This is a genomic window from Mucilaginibacter sp. GW821-FHT07G05, from assembly GCF_059418565.1.
Window position 1 is genome coordinate 29,918 of sequence record NZ_JBWKQC010000014.1, and the last position, 24,671, is coordinate 54,588.

The 24,671-nt window shown below is 42.4% G+C and carries 16 protein-coding genes; 4 read left to right on the forward strand and 12 right to left on the reverse strand.

Features of this window, described 5'->3' with window-relative positions; translation table 11 throughout:
* Window positions 1–12: 12 nt before the first annotated feature.
* The 8 genes from AC07NA_RS24640 to AC07NA_RS24675 form a co-directional block, all read right to left on the reverse strand.
* On the reverse strand, window positions 13–3,384 hold the full coding sequence (locus AC07NA_RS24640; protein WP_494900583.1) for a SusC/RagA family TonB-linked outer membrane protein: 3,372 nt from the start codon (window positions 3,382–3,384) through the stop codon (window positions 13–15).
* A gap of 698 nt (window positions 3,385–4,082) precedes the next feature.
* On the reverse strand, window positions 4,083–5,171 hold the full coding sequence (locus AC07NA_RS24645; RefSeq protein WP_494900585.1) for a hypothetical protein: 1,089 nt from the start codon (window positions 5,169–5,171) through the stop codon (window positions 4,083–4,085).
* 88 nt (window positions 5,172–5,259) lie between these two features.
* Window positions 5,260–6,579, reverse strand: a complete 1,320-nt coding sequence (locus AC07NA_RS24650) for a beta-helix domain-containing protein (RefSeq protein ID WP_494900587.1) — start codon at window positions 6,577–6,579, stop codon at window positions 5,260–5,262.
* A gap of 338 nt (window positions 6,580–6,917) precedes the next feature.
* Window positions 6,918–10,142, reverse strand: a complete 3,225-nt coding sequence (locus AC07NA_RS24655) for a TonB-dependent receptor (RefSeq protein WP_494900589.1) — start codon at window positions 10,140–10,142, stop codon at window positions 6,918–6,920.
* A gap of 149 nt (window positions 10,143–10,291) precedes the next feature.
* A complete protein-coding gene (locus AC07NA_RS24660) occupies window positions 10,292–11,320 on the reverse strand; it encodes a FecR family protein (RefSeq protein WP_494900591.1) in 1,029 nt (342 codons plus the stop codon).
* A 327-nt stretch (window positions 11,321–11,647) separates the two neighbouring features.
* Window positions 11,648–12,259, reverse strand: a complete 612-nt coding sequence (locus AC07NA_RS24665; protein ID WP_494900593.1) for a sigma-70 family RNA polymerase sigma factor — start codon at window positions 12,257–12,259, stop codon at window positions 11,648–11,650.
* A gap of 81 nt (window positions 12,260–12,340) precedes the next feature.
* Complete coding sequence (locus AC07NA_RS24670; protein WP_494900595.1) at window positions 12,341–13,741, reverse strand: S41 family peptidase; 1,401 nt, start codon at window positions 13,739–13,741, stop codon at window positions 12,341–12,343.
* A gap of 173 nt (window positions 13,742–13,914) precedes the next feature.
* The gene (locus AC07NA_RS24675) at window positions 13,915–16,335 is read right to left on the reverse strand and encodes an ABC transporter permease (RefSeq protein WP_494900596.1); all 2,421 of its coding nucleotides are present in this window, start codon (window positions 16,333–16,335) and stop codon (window positions 13,915–13,917) included.
* A 1,014-nt stretch (window positions 16,336–17,349) separates the two neighbouring features.
* Between AC07NA_RS24675 and AC07NA_RS24680 the strand changes: the two genes are divergently transcribed.
* From AC07NA_RS24680 to AC07NA_RS24690, 3 genes are read left to right on the forward strand one after another with little or no spacing between them, the layout of a single operon-like run.
* The gene (locus AC07NA_RS24680; RefSeq protein ID WP_494900597.1) at window positions 17,350–17,535 is read left to right on the forward strand and encodes a hypothetical protein; all 186 of its coding nucleotides are present in this window, start codon (window positions 17,350–17,352) and stop codon (window positions 17,533–17,535) included.
* 24 nt (window positions 17,536–17,559) lie between these two features.
* Window positions 17,560–17,712, forward strand: a complete 153-nt coding sequence (locus AC07NA_RS24685) for a hypothetical protein (RefSeq protein ID WP_345210722.1) — start codon at window positions 17,560–17,562, stop codon at window positions 17,710–17,712.
* 32 nt (window positions 17,713–17,744) lie between these two features.
* Entirely contained in the window at window positions 17,745–17,906 is a 162-nt protein-coding gene (locus AC07NA_RS24690) for a hypothetical protein (RefSeq protein ID WP_345210721.1), read from the forward strand.
* A gap of 285 nt (window positions 17,907–18,191) precedes the next feature.
* On the opposite strand, the gene AC07NA_RS24695 is transcribed toward AC07NA_RS24690, so the two are convergent.
* Together AC07NA_RS24695 and lpxB are read right to left on the reverse strand one after the other, a co-directional pair.
* On the reverse strand, window positions 18,192–21,671 hold the full coding sequence (locus AC07NA_RS24695) for a glycosyl hydrolase (RefSeq protein WP_494900598.1): 3,480 nt from the start codon (window positions 21,669–21,671) through the stop codon (window positions 18,192–18,194).
* Between the two features lie 98 nt (window positions 21,672–21,769).
* Entirely contained in the window at window positions 21,770–22,903 is a 1,134-nt protein-coding gene (gene lpxB, locus AC07NA_RS24700) for a lipid-A-disaccharide synthase (RefSeq protein ID WP_494900600.1), read from the reverse strand.
* Between the two features lie 101 nt (window positions 22,904–23,004).
* Here lpxB and AC07NA_RS24705 point away from each other — a divergent pair, with 101 nt between their 5' ends.
* A complete protein-coding gene (locus tag AC07NA_RS24705) occupies window positions 23,005–23,463 on the forward strand; it encodes a DUF7684 family protein (RefSeq protein WP_494900601.1) in 459 nt (152 codons plus the stop codon).
* On the opposite strand, the gene surE is transcribed toward AC07NA_RS24705, so the two are convergent.
* Together surE and AC07NA_RS24715 are read right to left on the reverse strand one after the other, a co-directional pair.
* Complete coding sequence (gene surE / locus AC07NA_RS24710; RefSeq protein WP_494900602.1) at window positions 23,460–24,233, reverse strand: 5'/3'-nucleotidase SurE; 774 nt, start codon at window positions 24,231–24,233, stop codon at window positions 23,460–23,462. The two genes, AC07NA_RS24705 and surE, sit on opposite strands and share 4 nt — an antisense overlap.
* Window positions 24,234–24,322: 89 nt before the next feature.
* Entirely contained in the window at window positions 24,323–24,508 is a 186-nt protein-coding gene (locus AC07NA_RS24715) for a CsbD family protein (protein WP_345210716.1), read from the reverse strand.
* Window positions 24,509–24,671 lie beyond the last annotated feature (163 nt).

Consider the following 24,671-nt stretch of genomic DNA (forward strand, 5'->3'; position numbering starts at 1 on the left):
TACACACATTTTTTAGAAAGTCAGGTTAAGGTTAAAGCCGAACCTGCGGAAGGTTGAACTTTGCAGCGCGCCGGTTGAAGCTGTTCCTGAAACACTATTGTCAGAAGAGTTATAACCTGAAGCATATTGGTCAATATCAAAATCCTTACGTTTTGCAAAGTATAGCAGGTTACGCCCCACTAATGATATTGTAGCTGCTTTGATACCCGCTTTTTGCAGGAACGTTTTATTGAACGTGTAACCAATAGTTGCTTCGCGTAGCTTAGCGTATGATCTGCTGATCATGAAAGACTCGTCAATGGCTTTAATATTTCCGTTTAAATAACCCTGAACTGTGATCGCTTTAGTGTTTGGTGCAAACGTTAATTCATCTAAGTTTGCAATAACGCCGTTCTCATATCTCGGGGTTCCGCTTACTATAACCACACCTTGCCCAAGCTCATTACCTATTAAAGCCGGAGTAGGTGCCTGCGTTCCGGTTTTGGTTGATTGCCACTCAGCTAAACGTGCAGCACCGATAACACCTTGTACGGTTGACAGATCAGTACCACCCTGGCGCGCAGCGTAATAATTATAATCATAAATTACACCACCAATACGGCCGTCAAACTGGAAACTTAAGCTCCAGTTTTTGTATGAGAAACGGTTATTGATACCAAAAGAAAAATCAGGATTTAAGTGACCTAATAAACCTGTAGTTTGGGTATTGCTACCGGTTGCCTTTAACAAAGCACCAGATGCATCATATACAACATTACCGCTACCATCTCTCAGGTATTTTGTACCGTATATTTCATCAGTCCTGTCACCAACTTTAAAGTTGTGGTTTTGGATAGACAGGTATTCTCTGTCAACCACAAGGTCAGTTAAGGTTTCTTTGTAGGTTGAATAGTTTAGGTTGATATCCCATGAAAATCCATTAGGATTTCTGAACGGAGAACCGTTTAAGGCAATTTCATAACCTGCACGCTTGGTTTTAATGGCGTTATAATTAGCAGCAGTACTTGCAGTTGACGGGGCAACAGGTAACGCAAATATTTGCGGACCATTATCAGTAGTGAAATAAGTTGCATCTAACCCTAAGCGGTTATTAAGGAACTTAATGTCAAAACCAGTTTCGTAAGATATACGTTTTTCCGCTTTCAGGTTTGGATTTGCAAGCGTATTTGAGTAAGCAACAGATGGTGTATTGTTATAGTAAGTAACTGAGCTTACTGTATTTTGGTTAGTATAACTTGGACCATCATAAGAAGTATATAACTCGGTACCATAACCTAATAAAGCATTTGATCCGATAGTGTTACCGGTATTTTGCAAATAAGCCGAACCTATATTTGCTTGTGTTAAGCCTGCTTCTACCATTGCTGCAGAACCTCTTACTTTTAAGAAGCTGATCGCTTTAGGCAACTCAACATAATCTGAAATTGCCGAAGCAATTGCTACCGATGGGTAAAAATAGCCTCTGTTGCCTTTTGTAAAAGTTGACAGGTTATCGTAACGGCCGGTTGTATTGATATTAAAATACTTGTCATAACCAATATCAAACGAGTAAAAAGCACTGTATATCTGCATTTTTGAAGTCCAGGTATAGGTTTGTGCCGGTTGCGTAGAATTTGATAATGTGTAAACGTTAGGTAATGCCAACGCGCGGGTAGTACCATAGAACGAATCATACTTAAATAAGCGCTGATTGGCACCCAATAAGCCCGATAAAGACCATTTACCAAACGTTTTGTTGTAGTTTAACTGCAAATCGGTATTGTTTTCAAATAACTTGCGGTCATCCTGGCGATAGTCACCATACCAACCAAAGTAATACCATGAGGTGTAGGCATTTAAGTTAGCTGATGAAGGCACCTTCTCTGTACGTTGCTGGTTCCAGGTAGTAATTTGTGAACGCAATGAAACACTAAGGTCATCAGTTATTTTATAGTTCAATTTTAAATAACCGTAAATGTCGGTTTTATCATGGCCGCGTAACCATTTGTCGGCCATAAAGTATGGGTTATTTAAACGGCCATACTCTTGCGCATACTGTACAAGGCCGGGTACACCCTGCGGGCCTTTATAATAATCTTTAAGATCACGAACATCATAATCAGCAGAACCATATACTTTAAACATATATATGTAGCTGTTAGGGCCGTAGCTAACATCGGGGATGTTTGGCGTATATTGCTTATTATAGTTTAAATTACCCTCTACAGTTAATTTTGGTGTAATGTTATAGCTTGCACCAAGGTTAAAGTTATCAGAGTGCAGTTGCGTGTTTGGCATAACACCTTTTTGGTACATGTGCGTGTAAGACATCCTTAACGCGTAATTTTGACCAGAAGCAGCAACCGCGATGTTATTAGTTGATATTAAACCGGTTTGTATAAAGTTATCCCAGTTATTTTTACCGCGTGCTAACCATGGGGTTGGCGTTCTAACACCTGTAACAGGATCATACGGGCTATCATACTGGCGTAATAACTGGCCTTCAAAACGAGGGCCGTACTCACCTAAACGGTTAGCATTATCATATAATACATCGCCTGTAGGTATATAAGGGTTGCTATTGTCTTTAGCCTGGTACTCGTAGTGGTAACCGTTACCGCGGCCATACTCTGTTTGAGGTTGCGGGGCAGCAATTAAACCACGCTCAAATAGGGTACTGCTGTTAAAGTTAACTTCCCAGCCTTTTGCATCTTTTGTGCCTTTTTTAGTGGTGATAACAATAGCACCGTTTATACCGCGTGTACCGTAAAGTGCCGCAGCGTTAGGGCCTTTCAAAATAGTGTAGCTATCAATATCATCAGGGCTGATGTTCCAGGTATCGGAGTTTACCGGTGAACCGTCAACCACGAAAAGTAAATCTTTACTACCGCGTAAAACCAGCGTTGGGCGGCCCAGCATTTCAGCATTAGAACCAACTGATAAACCCGCAACTTTACCTGCAAGGCTGTTGATCGGGTTAGGGTCGCGGGCTTTAACAAGGTCTGATCCTTTAATTTCCTGAACCGAATAACCTAACTTACGTACTTCCTTTTTAATTCCGTAAGCAGTAACAACAACCTCTGATAACGCTTTGGAGTCATTTTTCATTTGGATAGAGATATTGGTTTCGGTACCAATTACCACTTCCTGGGTTACAAGCCCAACTGATTTGAAAACCAAAACCTGCCCACGTGCTGCCGAAAGCGTAAAGCGGCCTTCATTACCGGTGGTGGTTCCAAATGTTGTACCTTTTATCTGTACGGTTACAGCCGGGAGGGGCTGATTTTGCTCATCGATAATGATACCTCTGATGGGTACATTCTGAGCATACAAAAGCTGTGGAATAACAAGCGTTATTACAGCTAATATTGCCACGTATCGCAATTTTAGTAAAAATATTTTCATGTATTTAAATTTTTACACGAAAGTATTTTAGCGATGTTAAGGATTTGCGTACAAGAGATATCCTGTATTTTAATTGATTGTTATCTTTACACTAAATGTTTATTTAATAAAATTTAAACCTTTAAAAATTGTTAATATTTCAATTATTTGAAAAAAGCCGTTGTTAAATTTAAGAGCAGATCTAATCAAATTCTAATATCAGCCGGTAGCAAATTATGGTGGCATTTTTAAAACATTGCCAAATTATACTTGTCTCCGCGGTATTATTAAAATTCTCACAAAAACATCATTGCTAACGGTTCATAATATCAATATGGCTCTAATCCGGTTTTAATGAAAATTTGATGCATTTAGGATAACAATTTCTTAATGAGAACCAAAAACTTAACATTCGATTTTAGGTTTTACAGGTATTTATCGAACATCCTATACGTTATGCATGGCAACAATGTATGGGTGTTGAAAGATTAAATTTTGCCACTTCGAACGAGGTACGAGGAGAAACCTTCTGCTTTGGGCAAGTAGCAGGCATGCCCTTATGAAGAAGATCTCTCACTGCGTTTCGAGATGACAAACAGTCTTTCCAACACCTGTAGGCTACAATGCGCATCCAGCCGTCGTTTGGTTGTGATATACACCATCAAAAATTCTCTTATCTAATATATTTTCACTACAAAATCATTTTCAAAGCCAAATTATCAGTCAAAATATTGAGACAGATCATTTATACCTGCGCCAAAAGCGTTAACAAAATTATAATCTGGAGGAAAAGAGTCTAAGGTCCAAAAATCGTCAATGAGCCAAATCTTTGATTTTCCCGCTTCAAATGTAATTTGTCCGCTATATCGCCCATCGTTTGGCTGTATCTCCGACCCAAAACCGCCGCTGCTGGCATCATAGGGTTGAATATTGGTTCCTTTTTTATAAATCACAATTCGATAATCATAATCGGTGGCATTGGGTAATGGTGGTAATTCGAAGGAAGTGAACGAGCCATCAGCCGGCATGGTAAACCTGATCTCCGGATTGGGTTTCGAATAAACATCAGTTCTGAAATTGTATGTATAAAAAACGATATCTACCTGCCCTCCCAAAAACATATCCGGAACTGCAGTTTTAAATTGCGCGGTTACCGCCATGTTGGCCGTGTTAACGGGCGGGTTAAGCTGTACATTATCGGCAATGCCGGTACCATCATAAAAAAACCTTAATGATTGTTCGGCAGGTAAAGCATTGATGTCCTTGGCAAGCAAAATAGCTGTTTCACCTTTTCTGCGTACCGTTATTTCACGGGCTGTACCTTCATCTATACCAAATGTAATGATATTGTTTATTTTGGCCTCTCCTGTAGCTATCACTTTCCCGTCAAGCAAAAATTCCAGTTCGCCGCTGGCCGCGTAGCCCTTTATAAGGTAGCTTACCGATTTATTGTAAACTTTGCTGCCGTCATAAAATACATAAGCGGCCTGGTTAAAGGGAGCCTCATGTATAGTACGGGTTTCCAAAATTTCGCCCGATACCTTTTTCCTGATCCTGAGCTCGGCATTTTGGCCTGCAACATTAAGTTTTGCGCTAAAATTAAACTGCTTGCCGTTGTCAGCAACACCGGTAGCGATCACGCTATCCTTGTAAACAAATTCCAGATCTTCGGTAGTGCTTCCAATAATTGCTAATGAAACAACCTTAGGCTGTTCGGCATTTGGCGTAAGGGGTTCTTGCTTCTTACAGGAACTGATGATCACTGATAAAAAGAGAATGGTAAAAAAAGTATATAATTTATAATTCATATATAGTTCGGTTTCATTTTAAAAACCATGATACCAGCCGGGGCCGGTATCATGGTTCATTAATATTTTACGTTTTTAAACAGAAGGATTAATAAGCAAATCTTGCCCAGTTATCAGTCCATTTTGGCGTAGCAGTAACTGCACCACGCAATGGAGATCCTGTACCTAAGAAATCAAAGCCTGGAGTGTTAAAGAATGGCTGAGTTATAGTAAAAGGATTAGCAGGTGAACCTGTTGCTGTTGTATTACCGGCAATTGCAGGTGATGTAGCAGCAGTAAAACCATGAATGCTGTTAGCACCAATAGATGAAGTTCCGGCAAGCGGGTCAATAACGATACCTGTAGGATAGCCGGTGATAATAGAATTTGATAATTGTATTTCACCACCTCTGCGAACAAAAATACCGTATTTGTAATCGGCAGGAGAGCCTGTAATACGGCCGCCGCTAATAGTAAAATTACTAAGAACAGGGCGTGTTTTTGGAGTTAACGTATATGGAGAAGTTGCGTTGTTATCAACTTCCATACCGTTTGAATCGCTATTACCACCGCTTTGGCTGTGTGTAGAAAGGGTATCACCAATAGCAAGTGCCCTGGTGATAGTACCAGTGTAACCGGCATCAAAATCGTACTGATCATCATCGTTACCAAGAGCTACAAGGAAAGACGCGTTTACTTTACCACCGAAGATCTCGAAACCGTCATCAAGACCATAAGATGTTTGTACGTGATCCACAGCGGTACCTGAACCAACACCACCTAAAGTAAGGCCATTTACTTCGATATTTTCGGCTAATTTATAACCGGCATACTCAATACGTACATATTTAAAGCTTTGGGTACGGCCTACATTACCGGCAGTAGTTGAACTACCGTAATGGAATTTTGGATCATTAGGCAAGCCTTCAATTAATGCGTCGCCACCGGCAGTATTGATCTGGGCATCACCCAGGATGATAACACCACCAAAATCACCAGGATGACCAACAGTAGCATTATTACCATCTAACAGGTAACGGCTTGTAAATATAATAGGTTTGTTAGGAGTACCAACAGCGCTGATAGTGCCATCTTTAGCAATTACCAATACACCGTTCGCTGAACCGGCAACGTTTACGGTTGATTTGATATAAGTACCTGAATCAATGGTTAACGTAGCGTTATTTCTAACAGTAATAATGCCGCTCAGTTCATAAATGTTGTTAGCTGTCCAGTGCGCGTTAGCAGTAATATCTGCGGTTACAGGCACTACGGTTAACCCTGTAGTTGAATAATCTGCTGCAGCTGTGCTACGATTTTTGAAACTATCGGCACCACTGTTTAAGTCTTTTTTGCAGGAAGAAAGAGAAACTGCTGCAATTGCGATCACTGCAACGGCGTTCATTGAAAATTTTATTGTTTTTAACATAGTATTAGAGTTTGCGGCAGGAAAATTGGTAGTCCCTACCTATGTAAAATAATTTTTTCCACAATTTTTTATATCTTTGCAAGTAGTCAAAAAATGCTGACTAAGAGCGATCTGTGTTATGCCCTGGGCACAACACGGCGTTATCTATATAATATTCGGGTTAGTTCCTGATCACCGGTGAGTTCACTCAAATCGGTTTTTATTTAAACGAAGGGTGCGCTTCAAACAGCCCTTCGTTTTTTTATTTCCGCTGGTTCAGGAAACCATCTTTAAGGTTTCCTCCTTTCTCTCTTTAAAAATGATTTAACTTCTATTTCTACATTCATGATGTATTCTTTTTAAAAATTCCAGGTTAATGAAGTACTGAAGGTGCGTCCGAACTTTTGTTTGAAAGTTTCCCTGTCTCCATCTTCGTATTTATTACTAAAGCCGGGTTTAAGCCTGTACGAATTGCTTATATCACCTGTGCCACCCTCATAATCCGGATTGCTTTCGTAGCTACCCGTATTCAGGTAAAAAGCAGAGGCCGAGTTTAGCAGGTTTCCCGCATTAAGCTTAATCTCCAACCGTTTCTTCATCAACCTGTAGCTGATTTGCGCATCCAATAGCTCACGGGGTTTTTCAAACTCCACATCTATTGGCAATGCGCCTACTATGTATGTTTTGTAACCGGTTTTATTATATGCCAGATTTAATCCTAACTGTTCGCCGGTGTATTGAATTCCAAAATTGATGAGGTAAGGTGTTTGCCCGTACATAGGGCGGGTTTGGTTACTTGGTGCTAATAAAGGGGGGCTGTCCGGATCGGGGTTCTTTACAAGGTAAGTGCTTCGTACTTTAGATTTTTGCAGGGTGAGATTGCCATAAATAACTAAACTCTTTAAAATTGAGTTATCATAAATGAAACTTAAGTTTTTGCGCAGCTCCAATTCGAGCCCATATACTTTGGCCCACTCAGAACTTCTCAGGTAATATGAGGGTGAGCCATTTGCTTGTGTATTAATGGAAAGCTCGGCCGGTTTATCAAATTTTTTGTAAAACCCGCCAATTGATATAATCTCTCCCAAATCAGGAAACCATTCGGTTTTAAAATCCCAGCTGTTAATTCTCGTACTGAACAAACCTTCGTTTCCGTACTGCGCGCCGAGATAGGGGCTGTAACGCCAAAATTGACTGTTATCCATAAGTTCCGGACGAACAACACTGCTGGAAAAAGCCGCGCGCACGTTAACACGATCAGTTGGGATAAAGGTTAAGTTAGCTGAGGGCAGCCATTGCCAGCGAGGGTCGGGCTTAATGCTGAAAACGGTCAGTCGCTCGTTAACACCATTCTGAATCTCGGTATACTTGTAATACTCACCACGAATACCCCAAACCAAGCGCAAGTTCTCTAACAAACGGCTATCAAACATAACATAGCCGGCATGTGTACGGCTTTTGCCTCTATAAGCATCAAGCCAATAAGGAGATACAGTGTACTGAAAACGGTTAGCACCTATATTTTCAGGTTTTATCATATCACCGATAGGGATATAATTAAGAGAATCAGGCAACTCCGGCCCTGCCGTTAAAGCAGCGATCTGCCAATCGAATGATGCGTTTTTCCGATTGCCAAAATAGCCGGTTTTTACAGTGCTGCGAATGCCAGCAAGCGTAAAAGGTACGGTAGCCGATAAATTCCATGAATAATGCTGTTCCTTATTATGGTAATGGTGCCGGGATATAGGCTCTATCCTTGGTTCTGTATTGCTGCCTGCGCGATAAAAATAGGTATATTCTTTTCCTAATAACCTAACGGTTTGTTCAGCAATGCCTAAATCCTTCTCTTCGCGGTTAACGCTGGTTCGTGCCGCATCCCATTCTATTTTCACCTTCCCTAACTGGTGTTGGCCGCTCAATTTATTTTGCAGCAGATCTGTAAATGTAGGATCATCCACTTCCTGAATACGGGTAGGAGGAACTCCAACATTGCTACCCTGAGGCGCATCATCAGTATACCCAATCATCCTCACGAAAGTATTATCGAACATGCGTGTATAGGTATTTCGAAAACTGAACCTGTTCTTACCCAATTGGAAACCCGCGTTCAGCAATCCGCCAAAGGTGGTATTAAAGCCATAGGTTTTACCTGTGTTATTGGTAGAGCCTTCATCCCAGCTGCTAAGTCTTCTCTGGCCGTCTATAATATTAATATTTTGTGTGTTACGATAGCTAAGGGAGCCGGTGAAGCCAAATTTATTATTGCTGGATGTATCTAACCGTAACAGGCGGCCAATAGTAAACTGATAATTTTGTGATGGCGCTGTTTTGGTACGGTATACCGTAAAATTATCATTGGTAAACCTCCTGCTTTGCGCGTCGATCACCTCACGTGTCGCGCCTTCGGTATGTACCAAACCTTTAGGATAGTCGCGCCTGCCATCATCAAAACCGAGGTAATCATATTTGCCCCGTTTGCGGCTTAAAAATTCTTTCCCGGTACTTTGGTCGTTATAGGATGCCCCGGCAGTAAAACTCATAAAGTTTTCATTGGGTATATCTTTGGTATTGATTTGAACGAGGCCGCCACCGAAACTGGCATTCATATCCGGGGTAACGGTTTTACTTACCACCACATTATCCACCAGATTAGAGGGAATAAGGTCGAATGAGAAATTCCGGCTTTGCGCCTCGGTGCTTGGCAATACCGTACCATCAAGCATAGCCGAATTATAACGTTCGCCAATACCGCGAACCAGTATAAACTTGTTATCAACAGAGCTTACCCCGCTGATGCGCTTCAGGCTCTCCCCAATATTCTTATCCGGTGTTCTTGCAATCTGTTCGGCACTTATTCCGTTGCTTACTTCAGCGGCATTTTTTTGGCGAGCCAGCAGGCCCTCTGTAGATGCTTTCCGGTAACTTGCGGTAACAACTACTTCACTCAGTCCCCTGGTATCCGGTTTCATAGCAACATCTAACGGGGTGCTTTTGCCTTCCAGCACAACTACGCCGGTTATGCGCTGGGTTTGAAATGAAATGTAGCTGATTTCTAAAGTATAGGTTCCGGGCTCTATGCTTAAAATGTAGCCCCCATCGGCACCCGATTGGGTACCGGCACCGTTCTCCACAACTTTTATGGTAGCTCCCGGCAGTGTTTCCCCTTTTTCATCCAGTATCCTTCCGGCAATTTTACCGGGTTTTACAGCATCGGGCAGTTTATATAATATAACGGTGTTCGCATCTGCAAACCTGAAACCTACGCGTGTGTTCAGCAAAAGTTTCTTTAACACATCCTGCAGCGATGCGTCTTTAACATCGAGGCTAACTTTTTGCCTGGAATTAAATATGGTTTTATCGTAGTTGATAACGCAGGCGGCTTTATCCTGCAAAACGGTGATACCTTCGGGTATAGTTACAGCATTTAATTTAAGGCTGATCTTCTTTTCGTTGTTCTGGTTAACGGCCGAATACGAATACAGCGACTGTAATAAGATAAGGGGCAACAGGCAAAACATCAGGACAGCCTTGCGGCTTTCAGGAAAAAAATATTTGGGTATAGTTAAGTAAAAACCTATTTTCATAGATTTATTATGTTTTTTAATTTTCACGAGTTAAAAACAATTTTTATTGGCCGCCTTGTTGACGCAGGGCGGTTTTTTTGTGACCGATTCATATGTATGTTTCCTATGCCAATTGAAATATCATTGACACGCTTTTAGTAATTAACTAATCATTTACTTGCCTCCCCCCATACCGTAATTAGTGTATCCCTGTTTATATTGTAGTGAATTTGCCCGCCGCTCATCATTTTCACCTGCTCCATTACCTCTTTTATATTTTTCTGATTAAATGTAGCGTTGAACAGGCGTTTATTGGTAAGTCCCGACGGCTTAATATCAAATCGCACGTTGTAATACCTTTCCAGTTTACTGAGCATGGTAAGCAAGCCGGCATCCCTGAAAACGAAACGGTTGGCTGTCCAGCTATTGATATCATCCTTTCTTGTTTCATTAACTATGTAGTGCCGGCTTCGAAGTGTATAATCCAGTTTCATGCCTGGTGTAAGCAGCGAGAGGCTTTTTAGAACGCCTTTATTAATTTCAGAAACGCGCACCTTTCCGGTACGAACCGCTACACTGAATGTTCTGTCGGACGAGTACGCGCTTATATTAAATGATGTACCTAACACCCTCGTTTGCATGTTTCCTGAATGCACAATAAAAGGGCTGAGGGTATCGCGTTTCACTTCAAAAAAGCCTTCCCCCTCCAGGTTGATATTACGGTTGTGCCCCTTTACAAAAAGAGAAGGCCAGGTAATTTTAGAGGAAGGGCCAAGATAAACGACAGTACCATCAGAAAGAACAACCTTCAATTTCTCGCCCTGCCCGGTACTCCTGCTAAATACCTCAATAGTTTGTACTGGCTTGATCTGATTTTTTTGATAACTATACCAGCTGAGCGCAGCCGTACAAACAACAATTATGGAAGCCGCGTATTTCCATAAGCGAAAACGACGGGTTTTGGTTTGCTCCCGCTCTTCCGACCGGGCTATAATTTCTTCGAACTCCCTATCAATTTCAAATGAATCTTCGCGAATGGCTGGCTCATTGGCCCAGGCTTCTTCAATCAAATCAGAAAACTGTTCATCATCGTTATCGTGGCTGCTTAAATAACGTAATACTTCCTCTTCCTGTTGGCGGCTCGCTTTGCCCTCCAGGTAGAGTTTAAACAGTTTTTTTAATTCGTCGTTATTATTCACTATCTCTTTATCTATTAATATATCGCGTATATATGTAGTAAGATTGAAACCGCCGATATACCCATCCTATATTTTTAATAATCTACAACTACCTGTATTACAATACAATAATTTAAAAATATATGATTAGCCATAGCACAGGTTACATTAACGATACAGGATTGTTAAACACGGATATTACAGAGGGTCCACTGAAAGGACGTTTGGGGTAGTTAAGAAAACAGCGGTCATATCCCGGGGGGTAAATGACTTTTACTAAAAATCGCCATTAAACAAAAATTGTCCTTACGGACAATAGCTTTTACTCAGGATAATCAGAAAGGGAACCTATACAAAGTCGGGGAGAAACAGATGCAACAACAGCATTGCCGACAATGCGGTTTCAGGGGATAAGTGCATAAAATAACGGCGGATATGGCGGGTAGATTTTGTGATTTGATTGTTAACCGTTTTTTTGGAAAGGTGCATGTGTTGTGAGATCTGCCTGTGCGACCATCCGTTATCACGGCTCAGGAGATAAATAATTCTGGCTTGTTTAGGCAATGTTTCAATTGCCTGGGTAAATATCTCACTGCATTCTTTAAAATTCATATAATTATCCGTCGAGCACCAATCAGCCTCTTCCTGAAACTCCTTTTCTATGTAAGAAAGCAGCCTGGCCTTACGTTTTAATGAATCAAGAAACCGGCTCCGTACCATTACGAAAAGTAAAACTTCGGGCGCTTTTTCTGGATTTATCTTAGCCCTGTTTTCCCATAAATTAACGAATACTTCCTGAGCAAGCTCCTTAGCTTCCTGCTGATCCCGAAGAAACCGGTAAGCAAAACCAGTTACTTTATTTCTTGTACGGTAATAAAGTTCATGAAAGGCAGCACTATTCCCGGAACGGACCAAATCCAGGATCTGTTCGTTGGTATAAGTTTTAAATTCGTGTTTCATGGGTGATGAAGGTTATACGCCGGAAAGTTACCAGCCCAATATTAACTATCTGTTAAATATTCAAGATTATTAAGATACCGGTTACCTGTGTGTGGTTACTGTACTACGCTCTGCAACATGTTTCCGGGTATCGGCTAATACGGCACTTATAGCCAGTTTCTTCATTCCGGTTCTTGACATATCCGGGTTAATTACCTTGCCAACGCCCGTAATGCGGGCCAGAGCCGCTTTTAACAAAGGGTCTTCTATATCTCCGAACGGCAGCAATGGCAATACACTCAGTTCGTCTACGCTGATATCGGGCTTAATGCCCGCACTATACCCCCCGTTACCGGAAGCATTGTATAATTTGTATACGATGGGGTGCATCTCCCAATCTACCACTTTTGGTTTACGCTCGTCAAATATCCTGAATGATGCTTCATCTTTACCCCTTGTGGTTTCGCCAACTAACACAACCTCTATATAAGGCTTCAGGTTATTAATGATCACTTCTGCCGCAGATGCCGTAGCCCCGGTTCCGAGAATGTACACTTTATTTAACCCAAGGCTATTCTGCAGCATGGCGTTGAAGTTAACAGTACCGTCAAAAGTAGCGGCACTGCCTATAGATTCTGTTCTTGTACCTCCGTTTTTATTGCCTTTATAAATTATAAATGGCTTATCATACGGCAGCCCGGCAACCAGGGCGCAAAGCCCCGCCGATTCGGCAACCTGCCCGCCGTAATTATAGCGCAGATCCAGCACCAGTTCAGAAACGCCTGCACCTTTAAACCCGGCAAATATGTTGCTTAAAACGCCGGCGAGGCCCGTATTAAAATCCTGAAAGTACAGATAACCTACTTTTTTTCCGTGGGTTTCAATGATCTTACTCAATACCCGCTGATCCAGTATAGCTCCCCGGCTGATCTCCACAGCGCGCGTCTCTTTCCATGTGTTGTTACTTATTTCGGCAAGCCCTAATGTGAAATGATCGTTATTTAAAATATCCTGCTGCAAGTCTGCCGCGTTTGTCGCCGTCAAAAGCTGTCCGTTAATTCTACGAATATAATCGCCCCGCTTCAGGCCTGCTCTTGATGCGGGAGATTCATCGAGGATCATCTTAATTATCCCGATCACTTCTCCGGTAGTTTGTTCAATAACGGTACTGTAGTCAAATCCGAAGTTTTTGTTATTGGGCGCGGAGGTTGACTGATCATTCGGAATATTGATAAAAGAGAACCGGTCGGCCGGGTTGCGTACAGCATTAAAAAAAGCCTGTGGTTTAACACTTATATCCGGTTTGGACGGGAGCGATTCGTTCCAGTAATAATAACGCTTCAAACTATCCAGTATCCAGGTATTGATATTTTCATTTGTCCCCGATGGGTATTCGGGCCTGTTATTTTCATCTTTTTTACAGGATGATTGACCCCAAATAAAAATGACCGATCCTGTTACTGCTAAGAAAAGCTTTTTGAAATTATTTGAACTGTGCCACATAATAAGTTTCGATTAGGTAAAGGCGCAATCAAAACTATGTTACTATTATTAAGATACAGTTAATTTTCCGTACAATAATCAATTAAGTTTCCCAACGAGAAAACAAGACTGGTTAGCGTACCATCAGCAAGTGTGAGTAACTCAATTAATAGCTGTAGTTATTATATAGCTAACTACTCGCTTCTTAAACTTTTAACCGGGTTGGCCAGCGCCGCTTTTATGGATTGATAGCTTATGGTTGCAAAAGCTATAATTACAGCCGTAACCCCGGCCATTGCTAACACCCACCATTGTATATTAATACGGAAAGCGAAATCGAGCAGCCACTTGTTCATGGCATACCAGGCAATTGGCAGCGCAATTAAGGCGGCGATAAAAACGAGTTTCAAAAAATCTTTAGATAGTTCGGTTACTATTTGCTGTATACTCGCGCCAAGCACTTTACGCACGCCTATTTCTTTAACCCTTTGCGAAATGGTAAATGCCGACAAGCCAAATAAGCCCAAACAGGCGATAAATATGGCGATGCACGAAAATATGGTGAACAGGTTGCCCTGCTGCTGCTCGGTATGGTAAAGTTTTTGAAAGCGTTCATCCAAAAAAGTATACTCAAAAGGTTTTTCGGGTTGGTACTTTCTCCACATTGTTTCAATAGCATTTAAACCGCCTTTTACATTATGACCGTCAATTTTTATAGAAAGCCGACTGTAGTTATTTTTGGCAAAAACAGGCATACGCATTAAAAGCGGTACAATATCCTGGTGCAGCGATTCGAAATGGAAATCAGCCGTTACACCGATCACCTTTCCGGTTACGCCACCATAAATAATATCGCGGCCAATAGCATTTTCGGGTGTTTTCCATCCTAATACCTTAACAGCAGCCGTATTGATCACGTAATTATTACTATCAGTGCCGAAGGTGTGGTTGAAGTTGCGCCCCGCGGCCATTTTTATGCCGTAGGCAGGTATAAAGCCATCATCGGCATTAAGATATTTGATAGATGCTTTAACCGGCAGTTCTTTACCACCTGCCGAAACAGACACACCCTGATCGTCAAGCAACCTTCCCGATGGCAGGCGCGACGACCGCCCGAGTTCTTTCACCGATGGATTTTTTAGCAGATCGGCCTTAAACGCGTCGTAATCATTCGCCGGGATTTCGCCAATGGTAACAATATGATCTTTGTTTATCCCGAGCGATTTACTTTGCATATACCGCAGTTGCTGAAAAACAATAGTGGTAGCTACTATTAATATAATAGAGATGGAAAATTGTGTAACCACTAATACCTTGCGGAAAGAGATACCGCCGCCGCCAATTTTCAAGATCCCCTTTAAAACCTTTAAAGGATTAAACGACGACATGAAGATGGCCGGATATATGCCGCTCACTATACCTATTATAAAAGGCATTATCAAAATGGGTATCAATATAACAGGTTGAGCTAAGGCATTGATGGATAAACCCAGCTCCGATGCCTTATTAATTACGGGCAACAACAAAGCTGTTAAAACCAGGGCAAGTATTAAGGATACATAGGTAATCAACACTGATTCACCCAGAAACTGCATGATGATCTCTTTTTGCTGCGCGCCGATAACTTTCCTGATGCCTATTTCTTTAGCCCTTAAGGCAGAGCGCGCGGTAGAAAGGTTCATGTAGTTAATACAGGCGATCAGCAGGATAAACAGCGCGATGGCCGAAAAGATGTAAACCCTGGTAATATCGCCATTGTCTTCCACTTCAGTATCCAGGTGCGAGCGGAGGTGAATATCCAGGAATGGCTGCAAACTTATTTTGGTCCAGCTTGAGGGCTTGTTGGCATCGCCTTGCGACGACATGTATTTGTCTAAAAAAGCGGGGAATTGTGCCTGCACATGGGCTACATTATAATCAGGCGGAAACAGCAGGTAAGTAAAAAAAGAGTTGTTCCCCCAGTTGGTTTCTAACCCCTTTCTGCCATAAACTGTACTATCGTTAAGCGTATTGAATGACATGAGCATCTGCGGGTGCATTTGCGAATTGGCCGGGAAGGCTTTGTAAACACCGGTAACTTTAAAGTTAAACTGGTTTTCAAAACGGATCTCTTTATTGATCGGGTCTTCATTGCCAAAGTATTTGCGGGCAAGGTCTTCGGTTAGCATTACGCAAAACGGATCGGCAAGTGCCGTTTTGGGGTTGCCTTTTACAGTTTTCAACGTAAAAAAGTCGAAAAAGTTCTCTTCGGCAAAGCAAGCACCCCTTTCGGTAAACAATTTATCCTTATAACGCAGGGTAACGCCGCTATTAGAGTATACACGCGTTGTTTTTTGAATATCCGGAAATTCATTTTTAAGCAGCGGCCCAAATGGCGGCGCTACCGACCCCAGGTTTAAGTTTACAACACCGTTTGCACTGTTAAAGCTGCGCGTTACACGATATATATTGGGCGCGTTGACATTGAACTTATCATAGCTTACCTCATTTATAATATAGGTGAGTATCAGCAAACAGCAGGTAAGCCCTACCGTTAGGCCAAAAATGTTTATAAACGAAATAAACTTATGCCTGCTGATATTGCGTATAGCACTGCGTAAATAATTCTTTATCATAACGATAGCTGGTTCATTGAAAAATTAAAACTCCGGGGCTATTAACAACACTAAAAGGCATGCCACCTACTTAAATATATGTAAATCAATAAATTAATTCAATTTATTAAGATGTGGGTGTCCGCAGATGTAACAGCAGGTGTTCGGTTATGATACAGTTGCACAATGAATTGCGATTAGCCCGGATGTAACAGTTATAAAAAAAGTTGATGTGTTTCGTGTTTATTTGGCCTGAAATTAAGCGGTTACAAAAACCCTATAAATAAGTAAAGCCCCTGATGGGCAGGGGCCTTTACTAACCAATTATAAACCTAAATTATGAGAAGACTACTTTATGTGGTTGATTCGATGTTTTTGTTTCATCATTTTCAACAGTGTAAAGGTAACACTAAGATGAACAGTTTGCAAATGTTTTTTCAAATATTTTTAAATTATTTTATCGAAGCTTATTTTAATGACAATCATATTATCAATATGTTACGAATATCACAATTTTGATACCTTTTTAGCTAAATCAATTAATTAAACGCCTGTTTTTGTTAAAAATTATAAATTAATAAAAATTAGCCTCAAAATTCTATTTGCCACAGTTAGTTTTAACAGAAAACACTAAAAAATTTAACAAAACAGATATTTTCTATAAAAATTCGCTTCAATTTTACTTCAAAATCGCTTCAAGTTGTACCGGGCGGCTTTATTAACAAAAACATCACTTAACATTTACTTAACATTTCAAATCCGTCACTCTCGGGTGTTAAAAGCACTCATCCCGCTATTTTCTTCCTGATTTGGATACAATAGGCCGATTGTCATCCGAAAAACATCAATTTGACTACTACAGCGAACAGGTGTATCACAATTTTGTACATCGCTTGTCCTAAAAAGAATTTACATTTCAACCAATGCGGCTTTTTGAAGCTTAATTTTCAGATAAATTAAGTTTACGAGCATCTATTTTATCAAACTTTAAATTTTTGGCATTGAATTGGAATAGTACTTATCAAATGCAACGTTATGGTTATCGCGAAAAAAGAAGCAGCAGACGAGGGTGAACAAACATGGGAGAATCCTCAAAATCCGGAGAAGCCATCAGATGCCCGGGACGAAGAACAGATACTGAGGCAATATAAAGAGGCTAAACGAAGGAAAGACAACCTGACTGACGAAGAAGACAACAACGAACAAGAAACTAACAACTGACAAAAACATAAAAATATTTATACTATGAAAACCTACAAAAAACCATCAGTAAGCAAATTAGTTGCACGTTTTGATAACGAACTGAAAAACATTTTAATGAACGATCTGAAAGCTATTAAAGCCGCGAAAGATCAACTTTTAAATAAAATTTCGGCTGATCGTTTGTCGGCTGCTTAGTAACATATTTTCAACCATCACAACATCTACCTATGAAAAGCAATAAAATACCTGCAACAAGCAAATTAGTTGCAAAGTTCGACCAGCAATTAATGGATATTTTAAGAGAAGATCTGAGGTCTTTTAAAGCTAAAAATCAGTTTTTAGGCATCAACAAACAGGAAGCTGCCAAGCACCGCTTATCAGCCGCCTGACCATCATATACATCTACCTACTATAAAGCATCTACCTACAAAGCTTTACATCAACACCTATGAAAACGCAGAGAAGCTGTCTCAAAAGTAAAATCGCAAGCGAAAGCACAATATAAAATTTGGCGATCGTACTAAAAGCACTTCTTACAAACACAAAACGGGTGATTTTCAAATCGAAAATCACCCGTTTTGATTTATAAAACGACTCAAAATTTAATCTGGCCACGTTTGTCAAAAAACGAATTTTGATACAGCCTCGTTTTAATTATTGATCATGTGAAATAACTACAGTTTTACCCGCTGATAGCTTCTTATCATTACAGGGCCTAATAACCCTGATAATTGTAATTTTGACTTAGCATCCCAATGTCTGTAGGCGGCAAAAGTGACCCGCTTAGAATCGCGGGCTACGGTACTATCGGTTAACCAGGCAGGCCAGGCCGATGGCGGGCCATCTCCCCAACTGATATCATCAGGCAGTTGGGCATCGCCTATTAAGCGATTTATCCAAAGGTTGGTAACGCGTATCTCCAATTCGTTATCGCCTGCTTTTACGGCGTGGGTGATATCTACTCTGAAAGGAGCTTTCCAAAGTACGCCCAGGTTCCGGCCGTTCAGGGTAACTTCGGCCATTACGCGCACACTACCCAAATCGAGTTCTAACATGTTGCCTTTACCTATCATCGCATCAGAAAGGTTCACATGCTTTTTATAGACCGCTGTACCTGAATAGTACTTGATGCCATCTATGTCAGACTTTGTCCACGACATCAGACCGGGAAACATAACCGATGCCGGGGCTCCCATCTTTTTGTCAAAGCCAACCTCCCAAGGGCCAGTCAGAACAAAAGGCTCAGGGATGTTTTTTACATTAACGTTTTTAGAGATACCTGTCGCCGACTTATAAGTTACCGTACCGGCATAAGGTGTGATCAGCAGGGGTATCTTATTTTCGCTCAGCATTTTGGGCTGCGGGATATCCTGTTCCAGGTGCGCGATGTTGCCCTGCGGAATGGCAACATCGCGCGGGTCTTCTTCTGTAGTGTAGCTCAGTCTCAATTCCCTGTCGATACCGGGTGTTGGCGCAGCATCAAATAATACATCCGTCACTTTAAATATCAACTGGCCGGAATTGATCAGCGCGTTCACTTTATCTGCCACATCGTAAACCGGATATTTAGGTGGTACTCCTTTAAACTCTTTAGTAAACTTACCATACAAAGCCCTGATGAGCTTGAACGTCTTACCCTCGAATTTAAGATCGTGCTGCTGACCTTCTACTAAGCTAAGCGTGTGCCGCCGTCCATCCAACTCATAATCCATGCGCAACTCCTTTACCGATCCGGGTGCAGGATCGGCAGGAAGCAAATTATTAACCGCCGCTATATATACTCCCTCTGGCTTCACCGCTTTGTTGATAACATCGGTCACATCGCCCATACCATCAGGCAGGAAAGTGCCATACTCAGCCCTAACAATCTTCAGATCAGCAAGTGGTTGGGCTTTGGGATATTGCAGGTCGCTTTTCACCCGGCTGATTTGTGGCAACGCGCTGCCTTTACTGAATATTACGAACACACTGCCATTAGGATCCAGTGATACAGGCACATCGATAGTTCCATTGGCCCCTTTATTCCAAACCAACACATCCTCCACTTTGCCTGTGGATGAATCCCATAGCGATGGTTGCCTGCCCGATACTCTGAAGCTTAAAGTAACAGCACGCTGCTCGGTTTTTGGGTTCGATACAAAGTAGATATCCTCTGTAGCGGTACGCCGATGGATGTATTTGATATCGGCACCTGCTCGTCCGGCCGAAAAGTCGGGAGCAAGGCGCAGCCTTGATAAGGCTTTACCTACTGATAGATCGGCAGATATTTTGGCCGGCCAAAGCTGACCTATGAGTTGCTTTACCTGAGCATCGTTATTGGGATAACCTACCAAACCTGGTGAGCGCAATGGTTTAGCGCCAATAATGGTAGCACCACCCAAAGCCAGTTCCTTTAGCTTACGCAGCAATTCGGGCGTGGCCCATTTGCTTTCAGGTAGTACCAGCATGCTGTAGGTATGGCCGTACGCGTCGTATATCTTGCCGTTCCCGGCTTTTAATTTAGCTAACTGATCCGGGCCGATCTGATCATAATCGTAGCCCAGGGCTTTGATATCCGGACGCAACATGGCATCATTGGGCGAGGCTTCACCGGTGAATACCAATACATCGGCAAAGCTCTTACCGGCCTGCAACAAGTATTGCGAACGGGCAAGGTAATCCATGTAGGTCTTGCTCTGCTCCCACCAGGTATTATGCCGATTCATATCCAAACCGTATTGGTGGAAGGTCATACCCGGAGCGAATTCCCAGGGTTGATGCGTGTAGGTGTGAAAGATGAAGCGATTAACCCCCTCTGTCCAAACCCGATCACCCGAGGGTTTAAGCGTGGCCGGATGATTTACCCAGCCGCCTAAGCTGGTGAACGATTCGGTACCAACGATATTAAGGCCGCTTACGTGGGCTATAGATGCTGCCAATTTAGGCGACTCAATATACTCATTCCTGCCGATCCAAAACTCACCCATCACGATATCGCTTTTGGCACCAACTTTTAGTGCCTCGAACGGACCGCCATAAGGCTCGGTAGAGAATTTCATCCCCACCTTATGGCACAGATCAGCAAAATGGCCCCAATAGTTTTTGGCCATCAGATCGCTGATGGTTTTACGGTAATCATACAGGAAACGCTCGGACACCTCGCCGCTTTGCACGTAAAAGCCGGCAAGAGTTGGCAGGTAAGGTATAAGGTCATAAGCATTTCTCTTACGAAATTCGGCAGCAAAACCCGGCGTCCAGTTGCCGCAGCCAACTTCATAGCTATCTATCAAACAGTTGTTTACTGTAGTGCCAACCAGCGGACCAAGCTTATCAATGATCGGTTTAATGCCATCTGTCCAGTACGCATCCATGGCCACGCTGCTCATTTTATCTACCTCTAAACCAAGGCCGCCTTTTGGCGCAGGGCGGTTTTGCGCCCCGGTGCTGGTATGTCCAAATCTGAGAACCGTCCAATCACCGGCAGGCGCATCCCAATCCAGCGTGCCATCAGTAGCCATTTTGGCGCTCAGATCTAAAACCTTTGTTTTATCTATTACCGATGCACGATCGATCACTTTATCATCAGGATACAAATGCGTAAGAAATTGATCGCCCGACAGCGTTTTTAATCCTAATTTATCTATCAGCACATTACCCTTTGGGGTAGGGAAGGCGATCAACGCTATATCCTTATAGTAATTGAACCTGGCTGTTGGCTGCGTTAGTTTAAAGTGAAAGTGGCTCCCTCCCTTTATGCGCGACTGCGAGTAAACCACCGTTTGCATAGACTGCTCCGGTTTAACCCATGGCCCACCGCTTGATGACCAGCCGGGACCGTTATGAAAGGCCAACTCCATACCCAGGCGCTTGGCTTCATCGCCTGCAAACTTTATCATGTCCAGCCATTCAGGGCTAAGATATGTGTATGGCCCGTCGGGATAACCCTGACCAACGTTAAAGATCTGCGCCTCTTGAATACCTACACGCTTCATGGCCTCCAGATCGGCGGTGATACCCTTTTTAGATATATTGCCATCTATCCAATGCCACCAGGTGCGGGCCTTAGCGGCCGACGGCGGGTTATTGAAGCCATTTTTTAAAATAGTTTGCGCTTGCGATGCGGCAGATAATAACAAGAGCAGGTATAGAAGAGATGATCTAAGGATACGCGTCATAATTGGTTATTGGTTTGGCCAATTTAGCCAAAATACCATAGTCAACCATCCCCGACTGTCTTGTGATAACAGGGGATACTCCACGCAAAGGGGCTGCCTCAAAGGGACTGCCTCTTGTTATTTTTAATGGTGCTATATTTTACAATTAAGGCGGCTGTTTTATCCGAAGCTCCGGGCGTACCCATCTTTTCATCAAGCACGTCATAATCGGCCAGCATATTTTGCCGGTATGTGGCATCGTTTATCATTCGGCTCAACTCTTCGCCTATCTTTTGGGGTGTACAGTCTTGCTGAATGAGTTCTTTTACCACCAGCTTATCCATAATAAGGTTCACCAGCGATATGTATTTTATTTTGATTACCATACGGCCTATGCCAATGGTAATGGCATTGCCCTTATATACCACCACCTGGGGTACATCAAACAAAGCGGTTTCTAAAGTTGCCGTGCCCGATGCTACAACAGCTGCCTCAGCATGGCTCAGCAGATCATAAGTAGCGCCAAAAACTACCGGGATATCATTGCCATTCAGGTATGGTTGATAATAATCAACCGTGAATGATGGGGCACCTGCAATAACTAACTGATGATGAGGAAATTTATCTTTCAGGGCTATCATATCCGGCAACAGGTAATTGATCTCCTGCTTACGGCTGCCCGGTAACAAGGCTATTATTTTTTTCCCGTTAAGGTGATGCCGGGTTAAAAAGTCGGCAGCAGGGTTAAATGCCGATACGGCATCTAATAATGGGTTGCCCACATAATCAACCTCCATGCCCCAGCTTTTATAAAAATCGACCTCGAAAGGCAGTATGCAAAACAGATGATCTACTACGCGTTTGATCTTCAATACCCGTTTTTGGTTCCAGGCCCAAACCTTGGGCGATATGTAGTAGCACACTAAAAGATTATTCTTTTTTGCAAACCCGGCTATTTTGAGGTTAAAGCCCGGGAAATCTATCAGCACCAAAACATCCGGCTGGTAAGCCAAAATATCCTGCTTGCACTGCTTCATGTTTTTGAGGATGGAACGCAAATTCATCACCACCTCTACAAAACCCATATAGGCCATTTCGGCATAATGCTTTACCAGTGTACCGCCTTCGGCCTGCATCAGGTCGCCGCCAAAATAGCGAAACTCTGCTTGCGGGTCGCGCTGTTTAAGCGACTTCATGAGGTTAGCCCCGTGAAGGTCGCCCGATGCTTCACCGACTACAAGGTAATATTTCATACAGATGGATTAATTAGCATGCCCTCAAAAGTACAAGCTTAGCGTTATTATAAAATAAATTAATATCAATTAACCGCCGTTTAACTATTTTAGCCTTTAGCATGATTGAATTAGGAAACCTAAACAACCGTCAAATAATTTATCAACCGTATAGCATAAACGGCGATTGGATAAACGCCCTGCCACTTAACGATTGGCTGATGTTTATTATTACAGATAACCTGAGCAATGAAGAACTCTTTGAAATTGCCGATCAGTTAATAGACAAAAAAGCCTGCTACCTGTGCTGCACCGGCATGCAGGGCGAAGATTTCCATGATATTGTTGACAATAACCTCGTTCTGCGAAACATAGAGAACAACCAGTCGGCTTTTGACGTGGTGACCACCTGGCACGAGAATATCGAGAACGGCTTTTGGTATTCCATATTCGCTGCCATACCCGACCATCCGGTGAGTACCGTTTTCTGTTTAGATGCCAGCCTCACCAATTTTCAATCGGCGTTGCAACACCTCGTAACACAATTTGGCGAGGGTTATTTACCTGCCGACGAATCTTAGTCGTTAAACTTCCAGCCGTTCAATATGGGTATGGCGTGATGCGCCGTCATATCAAACTGAACAGGCACTACCGAAACGTAATTATTATCGAGCGCCCAAACATCGGTATCCTCACCATTATCATTGGTTTGGAACACCCCGGTTAACCAATAATAAGGGCGGTTATGCGGGTCCATTCTACGGTCGAACTCTTCGGCCCATTTGGCATTAGCCTGGCGGCAAATCTTTATTCCTTTCAAATCATTCCCTGCCGGGAAGTTTACATTCAGTAACGTAGCTACCGGCAAACCGTGCTCCAGTACCTGCAAAGCAATTTCCTTTACGTATTTAATGCAGGGTTTAAAGTTGGCTTCCTGTGTAAAATCATCTAACGAATAACCTATTGAAGGGATGCTCTCGATAGCACCCTCCACCGCTGCCGACATAGTGCCGGAATACAATACGTTGATGGAATTATTTAGCCCGTGATTGATACCCGAAACACACAGATCGGGCTTTTGGCCTTTAAAAACCAAGTTAACGGCAAGTTTCACACAGTCGACCGGGGTACCCGAGCACTTGTACATTTCAATGCCTTCGTACAAATCTACCTTATCAAACCTTAGCGGCTTGCCAATAGTAATGGCATGCCCCATCCCCGATTGCGGACTATCCGGCGCTACTACCACTACCCTGCCGATATCGGCCATGGCTTCTATCAGTGCTTTTATGCCGGGGGCGGTTATTCCGTCGTCGTTTACAACAAGTATGGTGGGTTTTGCTTTGCTCATGCGGCAAAATTACTAATAATAGGGCTTGGTGTAGCCCTTAAAAAGTAAAGCCCCGGTAAAAAACCGGGGCTTTACTTTTATGATATTGATTATAAGCTATTGATCCAGTTTACCAGATCTTCGCGGCTTTTGCCCAGCTTTTGCTGTAAGCGGCCAAGCGTTTCGTCGTCTTTACCTTCTTCGTGTTTCAAATCGTCATCGGTTAAATCACCGTATGCCTGTTTAATTTTTCCTTTCAGCTCATTCCAGCCGCCTTTTATTTCTAACTTATCCATGATGTTTTTTTATTTAGATGTATATAGATAACAGACGGCGATAAGTTTGGTTTGAGAAAGTAGCATAAACACAGGATCATAATTTTATTACCGCTCCCGCTATAATCTACGCTCTTACCCTCCTACAGCTTCAAAACTTTAAATGTCGGGGTAATGTCGGCTA